Genomic DNA, 17,848 nt, shown 5'->3' with positions numbered 1-17,848 from the left:
TTGAAAATTTGGACGGTAGCAAATCAAAAAGGCGGTGTGGGTAAAACCACAACCACAGTCACCTTGGGAGGCTTATTAGCGTCTCGTGGTAAACGTGTGTTGCTGATTGATACTGATCCACACGCGTCATTGACTTATTATTTTGGTATTGACTCTGAAGAGCTAGAAGTGAGTGTGTTTGATATTTTCTCACGTGGTAAAACCATGGCGCGTGAAGAAATTTTGCAATCACTGTGTCCGTCTGGGGTAGAAAATTTAGATATATTGCCAGCTACTATGGCAATTGCCACACTAGATAGAAGTCTCGGTAAAAAAAGTGGTATGGGCCTTATTTTGCGTAATGCACTCGATAAAATTAGCGACGAATACGATGTTGCGATTTTGGATTGCCCGCCAGTACTAGGTGTATTAATGGTTAACGCACTCGCTGCATGTAACCGCGTATTAATTCCAGTGCAAACGGAGTTTTTAGCACTAAAAGGCTTAGACCGTATGATGCGTACTATGGAACTAATGCAAAGTTCACAAAATAAATCGTATAACTATACGATTGTGCCCACTATGTACGATAAGCGCACCAAAGCGTCACTTGAAGCATATAAAAAATTACGTGCTACTTATGGCGAAAAAGTATGGCCGGGCGTCGTGCCAGTAGATACTAAATTACGAGATGCAAGTTTAGCCATGCAGGCACCACACAAATATTGTCCTAAATCACGGGGGGTATTTGCTTATACTGCTTTGCTAGAACACATTGAAGAGGCAGTGAATGACTAAGCAACTTTTTGCAAATGAAAAGGTAATGAAGCAGTATCTAGATGCCTTATTGCAAGAAGATATTGCGCGCGACTCAGTCGCCAATCCAGTTGAAAATTTATTAAGTGACGTTGAAGTTAAAGCTGCCGAGCATCAACAGGCTACAACTGAAAAGGTAATAGCAAAACCAGTTGTAAAAGAGCCTGTAATTGTACCGGAAGTAAAGGTAGAGGTGGTTGAAGCGGTTGAAGTTGCTTTACCGCCAGCACGCACTCAAGATGCCACATATGATGATGACGAATTCCAGGCGCTTTACTTTGAAGTAGCAGGCTTAACGCTTGCTGTGCCACTCAAGGCGTTAGGTGGAATTTACCAATTAGGTGAAGTAAATCAAATATTTGGTAAACCTGACTGGTTTAAAGGTGTCATGCTTCATCGTGAACAAAAGCTCAACGTAGTTGATTCAGCGCGTTGGGTAATGCCAGAAAAATATAACAAAAAGTTAGAAGAAGCGCTAAACTATCAGTATCTTATAATGTTAGGTGAATCTAACTGGGGACTGTTAGCTGAGCGTTTAATTGATAATGTCAGTTTATCGCATCAAGATATTAAATGGCGTGATAAAGGTGGTCGTAGACCATGGCTTGCGGGATTAATTAAAGAGAAAATGTGTGCTTTAATTAATGTATCAGCAATGACTGAATTATTAGATCAAGGTTTAGATAGCCAAGACGATGAGGCATAGCGCTAAGTCGTTTAGTTAGTAGCAGTTAATACATATCCACATTGGATAGGAGCTTAAAAATGAGTGAAGAAAGAGTTCTTTCGTCAAATGCAGCCGACGTAAATGATGAAGTATTGCAATGGGTTACGTTTCACTTAGGTGAAGAAACGTACGGTATTAATGTAATGCAAGTGCAAGAAGTGTTGCGTTACAGTGAAATTGCTCCTGTACCAGGCGCTCCGGGTTATGTGCTAGGTATTATTAACCTACGTGGTAACGTAGTTACAGTAATTGATACACGTACTCGCTTTGGTTTACAAAGTGCAGAGGTTACCGATAACTCGCGTATTGTGATTATTGAAGCTGAAAAGCAAGTGATCGGTATTTTGGTTGATAGCGTTGCAGAAGTAGTTTACTTACGCACATCTGAAATCGATAGCGCACCAAATATCGGCACTGAAGAAAGTGCTAAGTTTATCCAAGGTGTTTCTAATCGCGATGGCGAATTACTTATTTTAGTAGATCTAAATAAACTTCTAAGTGATGAAGAGTGGGACGAGCTAAGTAATTTCTAATGATTTGGCAAATTATCTCTATTCTTGCTCTTTGTGTTGCGGTTTGTGCCTGTGTTGTTGCGTTTCGCGCGCTTTCGCGTTTAAAACAGGTGCAAATTGTTAACTCACAAAGTGAATCGCAGTTAACCAAACAGCAAACAATTAATAAAAACGAAATAGAAGAGATCCGTTCGGGCCTACTTAAAATTGGTAAGCACGTGATGGAACTTCAATCTGAAACGCAAGAGCTAAAACAAAAACAACAAGATATTCAGTTGGCTGATCCTGAATCTAAAATTTACTCACGCGCAGTGAAAATGATTGAGCTTGGGGCTGATATTGAAGAAGTGATGCGAGAGTGCGAATTGCCTCGCGCAGAAGCCGAGTTATTATTTACGCTTCATCAAAAAGAAGGTGAGTAATTACTACTTTCTAACCTAGGGCGGCTGCTCTAGGTTACCTTTCCATTGCACCTTAAACTGCGTTAAATGATCGATTAGCGCTAGGCTGCGATATAGAGCTAAATTCACAACGGCTCAATGAGCTTTAGCGTTTACTTATGCATACAAAAGTGCAAATAATACCAATTCTGTGAAGTGTGAGATCAGGGATAGCGCTGGATAAATGAAATGATAGCAAGGCGGAATTTTTCTTATGTAGTTGTTCTACATTGATAAATTCTAACGCAGTTAGCATGATATTTAATCCGCTAGGATGATCAACTACTGAAGTAAATTGGTATAAGCTTACACTTTTACATTTAACTTATTGTGCAGCGCTAACCAGCCCGGTGGGAACTTTCCTTGCAGTACATATGAAAATGCGATGAGTTCAGCAATAACATAATAAAGCTCTTCTGGAATTTCTTGCCCCACTTCGAGGTTTGCTAAGCTGTTTGCTAGCGCTTCGTCTTGATGAAGTAAAATATCATTGTCTTTCGCATATTGAATTATGTGTTCGGCTAATTCACCAAACCCTTTACTGCTTACTTCTGGCGCGCCTTCGCCATCATATATTAAGCCGATTGCTGATTTTTGCGTCATATCACACCTTAATGTTAACTATGCCGGAGCGTGTTGACAGTGATTGTTGTTCTGATACATGAAATTCGCTTTGTGTTACTTCAATACCGTGTTGCGTTAGTTTTTGTTGTAATAAAGGCGCTTGGGTTTTTGCTTTCTCAATCAATCGCGTGTGTGATGAGTTAAAACTGAGAGATAACTGCTTTTTAATAAGCTCTGCACCAATATTTAAAATTGAACTTTCTACTTCAAACGCTAAATTAATACGCCACACAGATACTAATTCGCCGTTTTTCGTTTTTCGTTTTTCTTCTTCAATTGAAATAGGTGTTGTGGTCAGTTTTTCGTTTTGTTGCATGGGTATCGAAAACTGCATATTGACTTGTGGTTGTTCGGTACTGCCTGTTTGTTGTGATGCGCTGCTGGCGTTTCCTTGTATCCCTTTTTGCAGCGCGCTAAGGCTGTCTGTCATATTTTTTTGTAGTAATGCTGGTAGCGCTAACTGGCCTTTTAAGGATTTACTGTCTTTTTTATTTGTTAGCCCTTTCGATAGTCCAAGTAAAATGGGCAGTAAATTCTCAAGTTTGCCTTGCAGTTCATGATTGAGCGCTGCCTGTTGAAAAACGCCGTTGCTTGCAAGAGAAATTTTGGCATGTTCCATCGCGCCGAAAGGCGTTTGTAATGTATCAGTTTGGGTATTTTGCAGTGGTGCTACTACCGATTTCAATTGCAGTACAGTTTGTGGCACCGCTGTGCCTTCGCTGATTATTCGTGTAAACGCTTGATTAACTAATCGGGCTAATGGTTCAGGCAGTTTTGGCTCTGACGCAAGTTTACTAATTTGCTGGGTCAAAATACTGAGTGGATTTTGTTTTGCTGTAGCCTCTAGTTTGGCACTAAGCTCGCTATGGTTCGATTTTATATTAGTTGCACTTTGATTAGGCACAAAAACTGGAACTTGCAGACTCGCGCTTGGTTTAAGCGAGGGTGTGGTGACAAGTGGGCGAGCGTAAATCGGTGCTTTTTGAACTTGCGCTTCGCTTTGAATAGGCGATGTAGGAAGTTTTTCAGTGCCGCTTTTTATCTCAAATTTAGGTAATGTAACATCTGTTTTTGTATTTGGGCTTGGTGTAGTCACTTGCAAGTTGATACTGCCTTTTGAGGCATGTTTAATCGTGACTTCTCGTCCTGATAATAGCGAATGAATACTTGCCATAATGGGTTCAAGTAGCGGTTTAGCGACACGTGCTTTTAACGACGCAAGTTGATTAATAACGGGTAGCTGATGGCTTTGTGGTTTAGGTGCAGCAATCAAGTCTTGCGCCTTTAGCTGTTTAGTATCTGATTGGGCTAATTTAATCGTCATTTCAAGCTTTGACACAGCGAGTACCGCCTTATCACCTAAATTTTTTAGACTCGGCTTGAGTACTTGATTTGACACAAGGTGACTCTCTAACGGCAATTGAACGGCATTTTGGTTAATTTTAATCGCCAGGGCTTTAGCGGTATCAAGTTGTAGTGGTGCATTTTGCAGTTTGATCAAATCAATTACTTTTTTCATCGACAAAGGTTGGGTTAGCACCGGTTGGCTGTGTTTGTCGAGTTTTACGCTAAAGCTAAACTTGTCTTGTTTGGTCGCTATTTCAATTATTGCGGGTTGATTGTGCTTCACTAAGCTGACTAAGTTTTTTGGTAAATCACTGGTGATTGTTACCTTTTGCGATTCCACTGCAAGCAGATTGGGTTGATTGACAATGTGTGCCGGTAATTTGAGCGTAGGTTGCGTGCTGCTATCGTTTGTGGCGATTTGAAGAAGCTGAAAAACGATGTTATTTGGTAACTTAATTTCATGCTTTGGCAGGGAGACTAACAAATCAGTTAGCGAGGTGCTTAACGTTACTTGTGCCTTATCTGACTGTAACTGTATTGTTTGATTAGGAATAATCAGTTCAATAAGTTTTGGCGTTAATTGGGGTAAATTAAACGACAGCTTATTTTGGCTAATATCAACATTGCTGACATTTAGCGTTTCGTTTAGCAGTGCCGAGAGCAATTTTTGACTTGTTTTTGTGGGTAAATTCAACTGCTGCATTAACTGTTGCAATTGTTTTACTTGGTCTTGCTGTGTGGGGCTTAATTGCGATAACGCACTTTGCTCTGTATCAACAGTGGCGCTACTAACAACATTTAGCAAAGATTGAATATCGGTCATCTGTTTTAAATCAAGCTATTGCCAATTTCTCTTGTCGAGGAGATTACGTTTTACAATACCATTATGTTAGACTAATGCCCAATTTTAGGTCGAGAGATGATTAAACTTGTTAAAAGTAGATTCAATTTGCTGCATTCGGCAAGATAGATGTTTGTTTGAAGATCTCTCTTTTGAATTACATCAAGGGCAAATTGTCCAGTTAGAAGGGCAAAATGGCGCGGGTAAAACCTCGCTACTACGTATTCTGGCGGGATTTGTGCGTGCTGAGTCAGGCAAGGTATTGTGGCAAGGTCAAGACATTGCCAAAGATAATCTGCAATTTGCAAGTGATACACTTTATATTGGTCATAAAACTGGGGTAAATGGGCAATTAACCGCAGTTGAAAATCTTGCCTTCTGGCTTGAAACCCACGGTTTAGAAACACAGCAAGATTTGCACGATGTATTAGCGCAACTTGGCTTAGTTGGCCTTGAAGATGTGCCAGTACGTTTACTCTCGGCTGGGCAACAACGTCGTGTTGCACTTGCGCGCCTTTGGCTTAATAAAGCAACGCTCTGGATGCTCGACGAGCCGTTTACCGCAGTTGATAAAAAAGGCGTTGTGCTGTTACAGCAGCAGTTTAAAAAACATTTAGCACAAGGTGGCGCGATTATTTTAACTAGCCACCAAGACCTAACAGAACACTTCCCCGAGCTGTCGCGCTTAGTATTGGAGTACCGTTTTTAAATGAAAACTCACGATTCTTACTGGCGCTTATTTTCAAGTATTTATAAAAAAGATCTGACGTTGGCATTTCGTCAGCGCTCAGAAATTATCAATCCTGTTTTATTTTTCATTATTGTGATCACCTTATTTCCGTTAGGGGTTGGTCCTGAGCCTAATCTTCTAGCGCGCATGGCACCAGGAATCATTTGGGTAGCGGCATTGCTCTCTACCATGTTAGGTTTAGATAAAATGTTCCGCGATGATTACGTGGATGGTACGTTGGAGCAAATGATGTTGAGTCCATTTCCAACATCATTGACTGTGTTAGCTAAGGTTACTGCACATTGGACGGTTACTGGGTTACCTTTGGTGCTAATGACACCCATGTTCGCCTTATTACTTAATTTAGAAAGCGAAGCGTTAACGGCGACCTTGTTAACGCTACTTATTGGTACGCCGTTATTAAGCCTAATCGGGGCGATAGGTGCGGCGTTAACTGTGGGATTACAAAAAGGCGGCGTACTGCTTAGCTTGTTGGTATTGCCTTTGTATATTCCGGTACTAATTTTTGCGACATCTGCAATCGATGCAGGCTCTATGTCGCTTGACTACTCGGGTCAACTAGCCATATTAGGGGCGCTGCTTGCTGGTGCAAGTGTATTAGCGCCATTTGCCGTTTCATCATCTTTAAAAGTGAGTGTAAGTTAGTTATGTGGAAGTGGTTACATCCATATGCGAAAGCAGAAAAAGCGTATCAAGTATGCAATACCTTGATGCCGTACTTTGCCGTCGTTGCCGTGATTGGTTTGATTGTGGGTTGGACTTGGGGTCTTGCGTATGCGCCAGCTGACTATCAACAAAAAGACAGTTATCGAATTATCTTTATTCATGTTCCTTCCGCCATATTGTCAATGGGGGCTTACACCTCAATGGCAATTACCGCATTTATTGCGATGGTGTGGCAGATCCGAAATGCTGAATTGGCCGTAATTGCTATTGCACCAGTGGGCGCAGCAGTCGCAGCTATTGCATTAATCACAGGTGCTGCATGGGGTAAACCTATGTGGGGCACTTGGTGGGTATGGGATGCGCGCTTAACCACTATGCTGATTTTATTGTTTTTGTATGTTGGTGTGATTGCGCTTTATCACGCGTTTGAAGATAAAGGTGCGGCAGGCCGTGCATCATGTATCTTAGCCATGGTTGGTGTGGTTAATGTGCCTATTATTCATTACTCAGTAGAGTGGTGGAACACCTTGCACCAAGGCTCAACGATTACCAAGTTTGATGGTTCAGCAATTGATAGCAGCATGCTATATCCATTGCTTATTAATATTTTGGCATTTGCATGCTTAATGGCTGTTATCGTGCTAATGCGTTTAAAGAATGAAATTTTAGAAAGAGAAAAGCACCGCCCCTGGGTGCGTAATTTAGTGAGTGGAGGTAAGAATGCAGTTTAACTCGCTTTCAGAATTTTTCGCGATGGGTGGCTATGGCTTTTATGTCTGGCTCTCATATGGGGCATGTGCAGTGATTTTATTAGGTATTTTTATATCGAGTAAACGCACTCACGGCAAAATTTTAGAAGATGTAGAATCGCAAATTGCGCGCGAAGCACGTATTAAAAAGGCGAAGGAGCAGGGGCTGTGAATCCAAGACGTAAAAAACGAATGTTTACCATTATTGCGGTGCTTTTGGGTATTGGCTCGGCAATAGGCCTAACGCTTTATGCGTTGCAAGAAAACATCAATTTATTTTATACCCCGTCAGAGCTAATTGATGGTAAAGGGCCAAATAAAGAAAAGCCATTTATCGGTCAAAAGCTACGCATTGGCGGTATGGTTGTGCCGGGTTCAGTAGTACGTAACGAAGAATCGTTAGATGTTGAATTTAAACTGATTGATACCGGTCCATTAGTAACGATCCGTTATCACGGTATTCTTCCAGACTTATTCCGTGAGGGGCAGGGGATTGTGGCGCAGGGCGTGCTAATAGAGTCTAATGTAATTGAAGCGTTTGAAGTACTGGCTAAGCACGATGAAGAATATATGCCGGCTGATGTTGCAGAAGCAGTTAAGGGCATTAAACACGAAAAACCAAAATATAACCTAAATAACGGCGGTTACTAATTATGATTGCTGAATTAGGCTATTTATCGTTAACGCTGGCGTTAGCGTTTTCGATATTACTCACTGTGTATCCTATGTATGGTGCTGTAAAAGGCAATTTACGCCTAATGCAAAGCGCACCATCGTTTGCCTTAGCGCAGTTTATATTTACCGCGATTTCCTTCGCTATTTTAATTTACGTTACCTTAATTGATGATTTCACAGTGGCGTATGTGGCGAGTCACAGCAGTACTAAGTTGCCTTGGTATTACAAAGTTACCTCTACCTGGGGTGGTCACGAAGGTGCCGTATTACTTTGGGTATTAATGCAAACTGGTTGGACGGCGATTGTTGCATTTGCGTCTAAATCACTGCCGTGGCAATTGCGTGCGCGCGTACTGTCGATTTTAGGCTTCTTAGGCCTTGGCTTCATTCTTTATACGCTGCTAATGTCGAGCCCATTCGAGCGTTTACTGCCTTACTATCCAATTGAAGGGCACGATTTAAATCCATTGTTACAAGATCCGGGCATGATTATTCACCCGCCATTACTGTATATGGGTTACGTAGGTTTATCGGTGTCGTTCGCATTTGCGATTGCGGCGCTTTTAATGGGTAAGTTAGATAATACCTGGGCAAAGTGGTCACGTCCTTGGACGATGGCCGCGTGGTTGTTCTTAACACTTGGTATTACAATTGGTTCTTGGTGGGCCTATGCCGAGCTTGGCTGGGGCGGCTGGTGGTTCTGGGATCCAGTTGAAAATGCATCACTAATGCCATGGCTTGTAGCAACTGCACTTATCCACTCACTTGCGGTAACTGAAAAACGCGGTGTGTTTAAGTCTTGGACGGTATTACTTGCGATTGCTGCGTTCTCGTTAACGCTGCTTGGCACCTTTATTGTACGCTCGGGTATTATTGTATCGGTACACGCCTTTACCACTGATCCGGGTCGTGGCTCGTTTATTCTGTCGTTCCTTGCCATTGTTGTAGGCGGTAGTTTGCTACTTTATGCATTAAGAGCAGGCACGGTCGAATCGACGTCGCGTTATAAGTTTTTCTCTCGTGAAGTAGCGCTGTGGCTCAACAACTTATTATTGTGTGTTTCAATGTTAATAGTACTGCTTGGTACTTTATTGCCTATGGTGCACAAAGAGCTTGGAATGGGCACAATTTCAATTGGTGTACCTTTCTTCAATCAAATGTTCTTCTACTTGTTAATGCCGTTCTCACTACTATTAGGCTTAGGGCCTATGCTGCGCTGGAAACAAAATAAGTTTTCTCATGTAATAAAAAAGCTGGTTGGCGCACTCGTTGTTACAGCTGTTGTTACTTTTGCATGGCTTTATTCAAGTTATGAAAATGTGTCGACTACCACCTTGGTTGGCGTTTTCTTTGCCCTTTGGGTTTGTTTAACAGTGGCGATTGATTTGTTTGAAAAGTTAAGCAAGGAAGGCATGTCACTGACAAAGTTGGGTAACAGTTTTTGGGCGATGCATACTGCCCACTTAGGCTTTGCTTTTGTAGTACTCGGTGTCACTCTGACGTCTGCTTACTCGGTAGAGAAACAAGTAAAGGTTAACCCTGGTGAGCAAGTTCAACTCAATGATTACAGCTATCGCTTTGACGGTGTAAAAGCCATTGTTGGCCCTAATTATAAAGGTCATGCTGGCGTTGTAACTGTCTTTAAAGATAACCAAAAAGTAACAGAGCTTTACGCCGAAAAACGTCAGTACGATGTAGGCATGCAAGTGATGACCGAAGCAGCCATCGATGCCAAGTTAAGTCGTGATTTATACCTTGCGTTAGGTGAGCAGCTAAGTAACGGCGCGTGGGCACTGCGTATTTATGAAAAGCCGTTTGTGCGCTGGATGTGGCTTGGCGGTATTTTAATGTCGCTTGCTGGCGTATTTATGATGCTAGATAAACGCTATCGTCGTAAAACGGCGGCATCTAAGGCAACCATTAAAGGGGCGATTGCATGAAAAACAAAACGTTAATGTTAGTGCCGTTTATTGTTTTTGCTGTGCTGTGTGTTTTTTTACTGAAAGGTTTATTTGGTAATCCAAAGGAAATTGAAACTGGGCGTATAGGGCACACTATGCCAACGTTTAATCTGCCGGATCTAATGGATGAAAATAAGCGCTGGAGCGATAAAAATTTACTTGGTGAAGTGTACTTATTAAATGTGTGGGGTACTTGGTGCCCAACATGTTTAATTGAGTTACCTTATCTGACTAAATTGCGCGGACAAGGCGTAAAAATTATCGGTTTGTATTACGAACAAAACTATGACCCAGACTTCGGTGATGTGTTTGATTTGCCTGCATTGCAAAGTGAAGTAAAGGGTATGTTGGCGCGCACAGGTGACCCGTATCAATTTAACATTCTCGATCTTAATCGCACACTGGCGTTAGATTTAGGTGTTTCGGGTGCGCCAGAGCACTTCCTAGTAGATAAAAACGGTAAGATAATTTTACATCACACCGGTGATATTAATGAACGAGTATGGCGTGCCAAGTTTGCACCTAAGTTATTAGAGCTCCAGTAATGAAGAATTTTTTAATGGTTTTATTAACGGTATTTGCTGCGCAGCTATTTGCCGCCGAGAACCAATATCAATTTAATAGCGCAGAAGAAGAGCAATTATTTCGCCAATTAACGGCTGAATTACGTTGCCCTAAATGTCAAAACCAAAATATTGCAGACTCTGATGCAGTGGTTGCCAAAGACTTACGTGATAAAGTGCTTCAGCTAGTACAAGAGGGCAATACTAAAGATCAAGTGGTTGACTATATGATCGATCGCTATGGTTATTTTGTTCACTACAAGCCGCCAGTGACACCGTTAACACTGCTTCTTTGGGTGTTACCACTTGGCTTTGTGTTGCTTGGTTTTGTGCTAATTCTTTTTAAGCAAAAGAAACAAGCGCAAAGTCGTTCAACGTGGACAGATGCAGATGAACAAAAACTGTCAAAACTGATTGCCAAGTATAAGGAAGTAGCATGATCACCTCATTTTATATCTATGCTGCGGCGTTAATTGTATTTGGTTTATTGTTTGTTGTTTTTCCATTTATCCGCAAAGAAAAAGCGGTAAAAACGAGTCCTAATGCGAACGCACTTCGTATTTCAGATTATGAGTCGCGCCTTGATGAACTAAAGCAAGAAGTTGATACCGGTAAGCTGAGTGACGATGCCTATAACACTGCGGTAATAGAGCAAAAGCAAGCTTTGTTACAAGAGCTTGCGCCTGAGCAACAATTAAATCAGCGTGGTAACCGCTCGGTTATTGCGCTCACGGCAAGTATGTTTACGCTAACATTCTGCGCGGTGTTTTATTTAATGACAGGCAGCTTTAATTTACTTACTCAGTGGCAGCAAGCGAAAGATAACTTGCCAGAGCTCGGCAAGCGCGCGGTATTGCAGCAGGGCGAACCATTGTCTAATAATGAGATGCAGCAGCTGGCGTTAGGTCTTCGCACTAAATTAGCCGAGCAAGGCGACGACGAGATGGCTTGGTTGTTACTCGGACGTATTATGCTTATGCTAAATGATTTTGAAGCAGCAAACATGTCGTTCGATAAAGCGCTTGCGATGAACCCCAAAAGCGTAAATGCGTTGGTTAGTAAGGCACAAGTGCTGATGCTTGAAGGTTCAGAAAGTTCGATGAATCAAGCAGCGAAGGCGGTGTCTCAAGTATTAAAGTTAGAGCCAAGCAACACTGACGCACTCTCAATGCTAGCATTAATTGCTTATGAGCGTGGTGATTGGCAACAGTCACTGGCCGCATTTGAGCTTATTCTGGGACGCATGTCGACAACTAACCCGAGTTATGCAATGTTGTCAGCGCGCGTTGAAGAGTTAAAAGCAAAGGTTGCTGAGCAATCTAACACTTCTAAACAAAATTCACTTGGACAAGGGCGTTCAGTCGCGGTAAATATTACGTTATCAGATGAACTGAAAGACAAATTACCGCGTAATGGAGTGTTATTTGTCTTTGCAAAAGCCGAAAGCGGTCCACTAATGCCGTTAGCTGTTGTGAAAAAATCACAATGGCAATTACCGCTGCAAGTAACGTTATCAGAAAGTGACGCGATGGTTGCGGGCATGAGTTTTGCTGAGTTTAACCGCGTTAAAGTGATAGCGCGTGTGAGTAATGACGATAAAGTTGATACGCAAGCTGGCGAACTTGAAGGACAGACCAAAGGTTTTGATATCGAGCAAGTCAATCAAGTTGAATTAACGATTGATACATTACTGTAAGTTTTAATAGGGATACTGAGTGCTTAATCAAAAAATCCAGTCTGTGTTTAGCCTGTTAGCGGCAGTTATTGTACTGCTGCTCGCAGGTTGCGCACAGGTGCCACCAGAAAAAGACGATCCACGAGATCCGTTGCAATCGATGAACCGTCCGATTTATGACTTTAATATGGATGTGTTGGATGCGTACGTATTGCGCCCAGCTGCGGTAGGTTACAGCAAGGTAACGCCTCAGCCCGTGCGTAATGGTTTAGTTAATGCAACGAATAATCTCGATGCGCCAATTGATGCAACAAACTCGTTGCTGCAGGGCAAGGTTTCAAATTCGGGCGTTAGCGTTGCACGCTTTTTAGTGAACTCGACTGTCGGTATTTTTGGTATTTTTGATGTTGCCTCAGAGATTGGTTTGGTTGAAGAGCCGGAAGACTTTGGTCAAACACTGGGAGTATGGGGCGCCGATAACGGGCCTTATTTAATGTTCCCTGCTTACGGCCCAAGTACGGCGAGAAATATCTCTGGTGATGTGATGGACGCATTTGTATTGCCAAGTATTTCCTTTGGTACGCCAGCCACAATTGGTAAGTGGGTGATCAAAGTGTTAGAGGCGCGTGCATCGCTTATTCCTCAGGAGGCTTTGCTGAACGAATCACTCGATCCATATTTGTTTATGAAAGATATTTATCTTCAGCGTCAGCTTTACGAACTGCATGATGGTAATCCACCGTTACCAAAAGTCGAAAAGACCGAAGAAGAAACTGCGAATGACGATTTCTTCGAGAATTTGTAAAGTGCTAAAGAATTTCGCTTAAGACATAAAAAAACCGACTTAATTGTCGGTTTTTTTTGTGCAAAATAGATCGTCTCTGAGTTTAGTTACTCATTGCTTCCATTTGTAAATTAGCCCACTGCAATGCATCGTGGTATGCAGTGGGAATATCATCTGCATTTAAGTTCAGTTTGGTTTGAATCTCATTGGCTTCTTGCCATTTTGCTTGTTCATACGCTTCAACCAAGCCAAGGTAGTCTGCTAGACGGCCTTCACGCTTTATAATGGCAAGTTTAATCTCTTCAGAAAGCGGTAGCTTTTCTAAAATGGCGTCCATCGACTGATCTAAAATACCGTCAATAAGCGATAACATGCCAGTTAAAAACGCTTTAGATGATTCTTGGAACTGACCTGATTGTTCAGATAGTTGCTCAGCAAACTTAGCACGTGTTAAGCAAAGGCGCATTAGTTCCGGTGGCTTATCTGAAGCAACTTGCGCGGTAAATAGTACTGATAAGAAACGTTTCAGCTCTTCTACACCGAGTACAACCAATGCTTGTTTAATAGTGCTAATTTCTGCGCGACGCTTAAATGCCGCTGAATTTGAATAACGTAATAACTTGTACGATAAGTTAACATCACGCTCAAATACTTCGGTTACTTTCTTTAAGTCCATATCTGGGCTTGATGTTTGGTAAAGCAGTTCAGCTAATGTCATTTCGTTTGGCGCTAGCGCACGGCTTTGTACCACTTCAGGTTTAGCAAAGAAGAACCCTTGGAAGTAATCAAATCCAAGTTCCATTGCTTTTTCAAATTGCTCAGGTGTTTCTACTTTTTCTGCGAGAAATTTGATGCTTGGGAAGTCTTTGGTTTGAGCAATGATTTCTTGTATTTGCTCAAGTGAGGTGTCGAGCCAGTCAATTTTGATAATATCGACGAAAGGGTAGAAGTGACGCCATACGGGGGCATGTTTGTAGTCGTCTAACGCAATCGTATAGCCCATTTCTTTGAGTTCTTTTACGGCGGCTAATAGGCGTTTGCCCGGTTGTACGGTTTCAAGTATTTCAACAACCACTTCTTTTGTCTCAAGGGTTTTTGCATACCCTTTAAGTAGCGTCTCAAGAGTGAAATTGATAAACGCAGGCTTATCGCCTGTCATATCCTCTAAACCAAGGCTTAATTGGCTACCCTCAATTAAACGTGATGTTGCTTCGTCTTCGTTTATATTAGGAAATACATTTTCTAAACTGTCTCTGAAAAGTAGTTCGTAGCCAATTAGCTTCTTTTCTCGGTTTAGAATAGGCTGTCTCGCTGCATAAAAATACATAAAAGCAGAGGTCCTGTATGTTGTCTTTAGAATTTTTTATGACTTGAATATAGGATAATTGAGTGTGCATTTCACCTGTTTTTGGTTATTTTTTCCTAGGTGAACAAATTTGACGCACTATCAGTTGCATTAATCGCAAGAAATAAACAAATCAAAGTAATGTTTTGATATAGTGAAATATTATGACAGCTCGCATTTGATGTGAAAATGCGAATAAAGTACTAAGTTTAGTACCTAGGAGAGATAACTTGGAATTTGGCACAATTTTTTCGTTAGCCTTATATTTTATCGTGATGTTAGGCATTGGTTTTTATGCTTATAAAAAGTCAACGAGTGACGTATCAGGCTATATGTTAGGTGGTAGAAATTTAAGCCCAAGTGTTACGGCATTATCGGCGGGCGCATCCGATATGAGTGGCTGGATGCTAATGGGTCTGCCAGGTGCAATGTACTTGTCGGGACTCAGTAGTGCATGGATTGGCATTGGTTTGATTATTGGTGCGTATCTTAACTATCTGATTGTTGCACCGCGTTTGCGTAGTTATACCGAATTGGCAAATGACTCAATTACGCTTCCTGATTTTTTCGAAAACCGATTTAATGATGATAAGCGCGTGCTACGCGTTATTTCATCAATTGTAATTATTGTATTTTTTACACTTTACACCTCATCTGGTGTGGTTGCAGGCGGCAAGCTGTTTGAATCAAGTTTTGGCTTAAGCTACGAGTTAGGTTTGTATGTAACTGCTGGCGTTGTTGTTGTGTACACATTGTTTGGTGGGTTTTTGGCGGTTAGCCTGACTGACTTTGTACAAGGTTGCATTATGTTTTTAGCCTTGGTATTGGTGCCGTTTGTGGTACTAAGTGAAGTTGGCGGATTATCTAATGCGGTGGCAACGGTAGAACAAATTAACCCAAGCTTACTCAGTTTTGCGTCGGGTGTTTCTGTACTGGGTGTTATTTCTGCGATGGCATGGGGTTTAGGTTATTTTGGACAACCACATATTATTGTGCGCTTTATGGCTATTCGCTCAGTTAAAGATTTACCAACGGCGCGTCGTATTGGCATGAGTTGGATGATTGTGTCGCTTATCGGTGCATTAGCGACAGGGTTTGTTGGTGTTGTGTATGTCAATCAAACGGGTACTGAATTAAAAGATGCTGAAACCATCTTTATTTTATTATCGCAAGTATTGTTTCACCCATTAATTGCAGGCTTTTTATTAGCAGCAATTCTAGCTGCGATTATGAGTACGATTTCATCACAGCTGTTGGTAACGTCTAGCTCGCTTACTGAAGATATTTACAAAGCGTTCTTTAATCAGCAAGCGTCACAAAAAACCTTAGTAACGGTTGGCCGTATTTCAGTGCTTGCTGTAGCGCTGCTTGCTATATTCCTTGCTTACGATCGTAATAGTTCAATTTTAAGTTTAGTAAGTAATGCATGGGCTGGTTTCGGTGCGGCATTTGGTCCGGTTGTTATCTTAAGCTTGTATTGGGCGCGTATGACTAAGCAGGGGGCGCTTGCGGGTATTATTTCGGGTGCGGTGACAGTTTTACTGTGGATTTATTTACCAATTAGTGTAAATGGTGATAGCTTAAGTAGCTTAATGTACGAAATCGTACCCGGCTTTATTATTGCTACTTTGGCGATTGTGATTGTCAGTCGTCTCACTGATGAACCAAGTAACGAACAAGTAGCGTTATTTAATAAGGTAAAAAGCCACAGTTAATCGCTAAAATAAACTCAAATGTGAATAGGGAATGTAGCACATGAAAGACACAATCTGGCACAGTTTGCTTTTGAGTTTATTCCTGTTTTTCGGCGTCGCGTTAGCGCAGCCGAAAAACGAAGTAACCGTTAAAGATTTGCTTGAACAAGAAGACGTTGAGCAAACTCATTCACAAGACAAGTCACTTAACACCTTTATCGGCTGGGATATGCTCGGTCGCGAAACACCACGCAGCAGCATGCAAGGGTTTTTAACCGCCGCACGTCAATCAGATTATGAACAGGCTGCAAATTACCTCGATTTTCGCAATCTACCATTTAAGGTAGAAGAGACACATAAAGCTGAAATCGCCCGCCAATTACATGTTAGTTTAGACCGTGCGCTTTGGGTTGATATTGATGGCTTATCGAACGACCCATTAGGCACCTTGCCTGAAAATGTACCTGACTACCGCGATTTAGTTGGCTCCATAGATACGCCTGAAGGCAAAGTTGCCGTGTTGCTGCAACGAGTTCCGTTTAACGATAATCGAATTTGGAAAATTTCTAATGCGACGGTGGCAAAAACCCCGCTGCTCGATAAGTACTACGGCTACAGCGAGTTAGGTGAATGGCTATCGATGAATTTGCCAAGTTATCGCTTTATGGGGGTGATGTTATGGCAATGGCTTTATTTTTCGGTAACCTTGCTGCTTTATGTGGTGCTTGCCTCAGTGGGCTTTTGGCTGTTAATCCGTATTACCCGTTTTGCCAATCTCAAAGTCGCTAATTATTTGCAGTTTCTCTATGGTCCATTAAGCTTTTTGACTGCAACGATTCTAGCGCGCAATTACGCAGATACCTCGAATGTAACTTTTGCGGTAAAAGCCGTTGCTGAAGCGTCGACATTGTCTATTTTTGCGTGGTTGTGGTTTTTATGGCGAATTGCCGATTTGTTCAAGCAAAAGTATTCAGAAAAACTAATTGCCGAGGGAAAAGATCATGCAACTTACTTACTAAGGCCAGCAGGCAATGTCATTAAGTCATTATTGGTGATTGCAGCTGCCTTAATTTGGTTAGAGAATTTAGGATTCAGTGCCACTACCATTATGGCTGGTTTAGGAATTGGCGGTTTGGCTGTTGCACTTGCGGCGCAAAAGTCGGTCGAGAACTTAATTGGGGCGATCACTCTCTATTCATCAACGCCCGTTAAAGTAGGGAACTTATGCCGTATTGGCCAGTTTATTGGCACAGTTGAAGAGATTGGCTTACGCGCCACCCGCGTGCGCACTATCGAACGTACAGTGGTGTACATTGCCAACGCTAAGTTTATTGATATGGAAATTGAAAACTTTTCGGAACGTGAAAAGATGGCGTTTCGTCCTAAGTTATTGCTTGCGATGCCAGAGTCAAACAGCCAGTTGGAGCAGTTTAATGTGGCGCTAAAGGCCTTGTTAGATAATCACGAGTTGATAGATGAAAATCCGTGTCGTGTTTATTTTAAAGGGTTTAGCCCGTTTGCTGTTGAATTGTACGTACTGTCGTATATTGCTACCACAAACTTCGAAACCTACTTGCAAGTTAGTGATGAAATTCACTTTCAAATTATGGCATTGTTGCATCAACATCAACTTACTTTGGCATCACCGGAGTTACTCTCAGCATAAAAATGTAAATTTAATGTAAATGCTGTGCGGCCA

The 17,848-nt window shown here is 41.8% G+C and carries 19 protein-coding genes; 16 read left to right on the top strand and 3 right to left on the bottom strand.

What is annotated here, in order from left to right; genetic code table 11:
• From L1068_RS13950 to L1068_RS13935, 4 genes are read left to right on the top strand one after another with little or no spacing between them, the layout of a single operon-like run.
• On the top strand, positions 1-777 hold the full coding sequence (locus tag L1068_RS13950) for a ParA family protein (protein WP_054978323.1): 777 nt from the start codon (positions 1-3) through the stop codon (positions 775-777).
• A complete protein-coding gene (locus tag L1068_RS13945; protein ID WP_237130760.1) occupies positions 770-1,501 on the top strand; it encodes a chemotaxis protein CheW in 732 nt (243 codons plus the stop codon). The genes L1068_RS13950 and L1068_RS13945 overlap by 8 nt, the downstream gene beginning before the upstream one ends.
• 59 nt (positions 1,502-1,560) lie before the next feature.
• Positions 1,561-2,055, top strand: coding sequence for a chemotaxis protein CheW (locus tag L1068_RS13940; RefSeq protein WP_054978325.1), 495 nt, complete (start codon positions 1,561-1,563; stop codon positions 2,053-2,055).
• Positions 2,055-2,456 (top strand): DUF2802 domain-containing protein, encoded by a 402-nt coding sequence (locus L1068_RS13935; RefSeq protein WP_010560559.1) that lies wholly within the window; start codon positions 2,055-2,057, stop codon positions 2,454-2,456. Before L1068_RS13940 ends, L1068_RS13935 begins: the two co-directional genes overlap by 1 nt.
• Before the next feature lie 324 nt (positions 2,457-2,780).
• Here the strand turns inward: L1068_RS13935 and L1068_RS13930 are convergent, their stop codons facing one another.
• Together L1068_RS13930 and L1068_RS13925 are read right to left on the bottom strand one after the other, a co-directional pair.
• Entirely contained in the window at positions 2,781-3,077 is a 297-nt protein-coding gene (locus L1068_RS13930) for an EscU/YscU/HrcU family type III secretion system export apparatus switch protein (RefSeq protein WP_237130759.1), read from the bottom strand.
• A gap of 1 nt (position 3,078) precedes the next feature.
• Positions 3,079-5,268: a hypothetical protein gene (locus L1068_RS13925; RefSeq protein ID WP_237130758.1), complete on the bottom strand. Its 2,190-nt coding sequence runs from the start codon at positions 5,266-5,268 to the stop codon at positions 3,079-3,081.
• Between the two features lie 106 nt (positions 5,269-5,374).
• On the opposite strand from L1068_RS13925, the gene ccmA reads away from it, so the two are divergent.
• The 10 genes from ccmA to L1068_RS13875 are packed head-to-tail and all read left to right on the top strand — an operon-like array spanning position 5,375 to position 13,131.
• A complete protein-coding gene (gene ccmA / locus L1068_RS13920; protein WP_010560556.1) occupies positions 5,375-5,995 on the top strand; it encodes a cytochrome c biogenesis heme-transporting ATPase CcmA in 621 nt (206 codons plus the stop codon).
• Positions 5,996-6,682 (top strand): heme exporter protein CcmB, encoded by a 687-nt coding sequence (gene ccmB / locus L1068_RS13915; RefSeq protein ID WP_010560555.1) that lies wholly within the window; start codon positions 5,996-5,998, stop codon positions 6,680-6,682. It abuts the gene before it with no gap.
• 2 nt (positions 6,683-6,684) lie between these two features.
• Positions 6,685-7,434 (top strand): heme ABC transporter permease, encoded by a 750-nt coding sequence (locus L1068_RS13910; RefSeq protein WP_010560554.1) that lies wholly within the window; start codon positions 6,685-6,687, stop codon positions 7,432-7,434.
• Complete coding sequence (gene ccmD / locus L1068_RS13905) at positions 7,424-7,624, top strand: heme exporter protein CcmD (protein ID WP_237130757.1); 201 nt, start codon at positions 7,424-7,426, stop codon at positions 7,622-7,624. The genes L1068_RS13910 and ccmD overlap by 11 nt, the downstream gene beginning before the upstream one ends.
• Entirely contained in the window at positions 7,621-8,103 is a 483-nt protein-coding gene (ccmE, locus tag L1068_RS13900) for a cytochrome c maturation protein CcmE (RefSeq protein ID WP_237130756.1), read from the top strand. Before ccmD ends, ccmE begins: the two co-directional genes overlap by 4 nt.
• 2 nt (positions 8,104-8,105) lie before the next feature.
• The gene (locus tag L1068_RS13895; protein ID WP_237130755.1) at positions 8,106-10,067 is read left to right on the top strand and encodes a heme lyase CcmF/NrfE family subunit; all 1,962 of its coding nucleotides are present in this window, start codon (positions 8,106-8,108) and stop codon (positions 10,065-10,067) included.
• Positions 10,064-10,633 carry a redoxin family protein gene (locus tag L1068_RS13890; protein WP_237130754.1) on the top strand — a complete coding sequence of 190 codons (570 nt, stop codon included), beginning with the start codon at positions 10,064-10,066 and terminating at the stop codon, positions 10,631-10,633. Before L1068_RS13895 ends, L1068_RS13890 begins: the two co-directional genes overlap by 4 nt.
• Complete coding sequence (locus tag L1068_RS13885; protein WP_054978333.1) at positions 10,633-11,091, top strand: cytochrome c-type biogenesis protein; 459 nt, start codon at positions 10,633-10,635, stop codon at positions 11,089-11,091. The genes L1068_RS13890 and L1068_RS13885 overlap by 1 nt, the downstream gene beginning before the upstream one ends.
• A complete protein-coding gene (gene ccmI, locus L1068_RS13880; protein ID WP_237130753.1) occupies positions 11,088-12,347 on the top strand; it encodes a c-type cytochrome biogenesis protein CcmI in 1,260 nt (419 codons plus the stop codon). The genes L1068_RS13885 and ccmI overlap by 4 nt, the downstream gene beginning before the upstream one ends.
• Positions 12,348-12,366: 19 nt before the next feature.
• A complete protein-coding gene (locus L1068_RS13875; RefSeq protein WP_237130752.1) occupies positions 12,367-13,131 on the top strand; it encodes an MlaA family lipoprotein in 765 nt (254 codons plus the stop codon).
• Positions 13,132-13,213: 82 nt separating this feature from the next.
• Here L1068_RS13875 and L1068_RS13870 read toward each other — a convergent pair whose 3' ends face one another.
• Positions 13,214-14,437: an HDOD domain-containing protein gene (locus L1068_RS13870; protein WP_054978335.1), complete on the bottom strand. Its 1,224-nt coding sequence runs from the start codon at positions 14,435-14,437 to the stop codon at positions 13,214-13,216.
• A gap of 248 nt (positions 14,438-14,685) precedes the next feature.
• Between L1068_RS13870 and putP the strand changes: the two genes are divergently transcribed.
• Positions 14,686-16,170 carry a sodium/proline symporter PutP gene (gene putP, locus L1068_RS13865; protein ID WP_054978336.1) on the top strand — a complete coding sequence of 495 codons (1,485 nt, stop codon included), beginning with the start codon at positions 14,686-14,688 and terminating at the stop codon, positions 16,168-16,170.
• Positions 16,171-16,210: 40 nt separating this feature from the next.
• The gene (locus L1068_RS13860) at positions 16,211-17,815 is read left to right on the top strand and encodes a mechanosensitive ion channel family protein (RefSeq protein ID WP_237130751.1); all 1,605 of its coding nucleotides are present in this window, start codon (positions 16,211-16,213) and stop codon (positions 17,813-17,815) included.
• The last annotated feature ends 33 nt before the right edge of the window (positions 17,816-17,848 follow it).

The sequence above is a fragment of the Pseudoalteromonas sp. MMG024 genome, from assembly GCF_021654175.1.
Lineage (GTDB): Bacteria > Pseudomonadota > Gammaproteobacteria > Enterobacterales > Alteromonadaceae > Pseudoalteromonas.
Note: the sequence above shows the minus strand (reverse complement) of the source record. Positions and strands in the feature narration are given on the sequence as shown.